Consider the following 1,048-nt stretch of genomic DNA (forward strand, 5'->3'; position numbering starts at 1 on the left):
ACCAAGAGGCTGGTCACGACGGCAAAAGCACCCGAAACCGAAATCGCCTGTCCGGCGCGGCCTGCGGTGATGTTGAGATCGGCTGCGATCGGGGAGAGCAGGCTGACCGGCATGAATTCCGACGCGATAAGCACGAAGACGCACAGCGCCATCGAAAGCACCGCACTCCATGCGGCGCGGTCTTTGAGGGACCTTGTGTCGTAGGTTGTTTCCATAATTGGCATCCTTGCAAGGCGACCGGGAGCGGATCAGCCGCGATCCCCGTCGCCATGCCCGGAATATATCGACGCGGAACCCATTCTATTAGACTGAGGAATTCGCATGGACTTATCTGCTTGTGATATAAATGCCGTCGGAGGTGACCTATGCAGCGGGATGGCATGAAGGATCTTCTGTGGTTCGTGGCGGTCGCCCAGGAACGCAGCTTTACCAGGGCGGCGGCCAAGCTCGGAACCTCGCAGTCGACTCTGAGTTCGACGATCAAGGAGCTGGAATCTCGTCTTGGCGTCCGCCTGCTGACGCGCACGACGCGGAGCGTTGCCCCGACCGAGGCCGGCGAGCGGCTTTTCCAATCTCTTGGCCCGCGCTTCGATGAAATCGAGGCCGACCTTGCAAGCCTGGTGGCCTTTCGCGACAAACCCTCCGGAACGGTCCGCATCACGCTATCCGACCATGCGCTCCAGACGACTGTCTGGCCGAAGCTGCAGCCCGTGCTTGGCGACTATCCCGACGTGCGCGTCGAGCTCTACAGCGACAACGGCATGAAGAACATTGTGGAGGAGCGCTTTGACGCAGGCGTGCGGCTGGGCGAGAGCATCGACAGGGATATGATCGCGGTGCGGATCGGTCCGGATTGGAGGCTCGTGGCCGTGGCTTCGGAGGAGTACTTTGCCCACCATCCGGTGCCAACCACCCCCCAGGATCTGGTCGATCATGACTGCATAAACATGCGACAGGCGACTTTCGGCGGATTGTATGCCTGGGAATTCGCCAGGGATGGGCGCGACCTTCGCGTGCGGGTAGAAGGACAACTTACCTTCAATTCGTC

1 protein-coding gene and 1 pseudogene are annotated in these 1,048 nt (G+C 60.5%); one reads left to right on the plus strand and one right to left on the minus strand.

Features of this window, described 5'->3' with window-relative positions; translation table 11 throughout:
• Window positions 1-215, minus strand: a pseudogene (locus EN991_RS37485) (MFS transporter); the annotation flags it as partial.
• Window positions 216-365: 150 nt separating this feature from the next.
• On the opposite strand from EN991_RS37485, the gene EN991_RS37490 reads away from it, so the two are divergent.
• On the plus strand, window positions 366-1,048 hold a 683-nt coding region (locus EN991_RS37490; RefSeq protein ID WP_206519351.1), incomplete at its 3' end, for a LysR family transcriptional regulator.

This window comes from Mesorhizobium sp. M7A.F.Ca.US.005.03.2.1, assembly GCF_003997795.1.
In the GTDB taxonomy this organism is placed as follows: Bacteria; Pseudomonadota; Alphaproteobacteria; order Rhizobiales; family Rhizobiaceae; genus Mesorhizobium; species Mesorhizobium ciceri.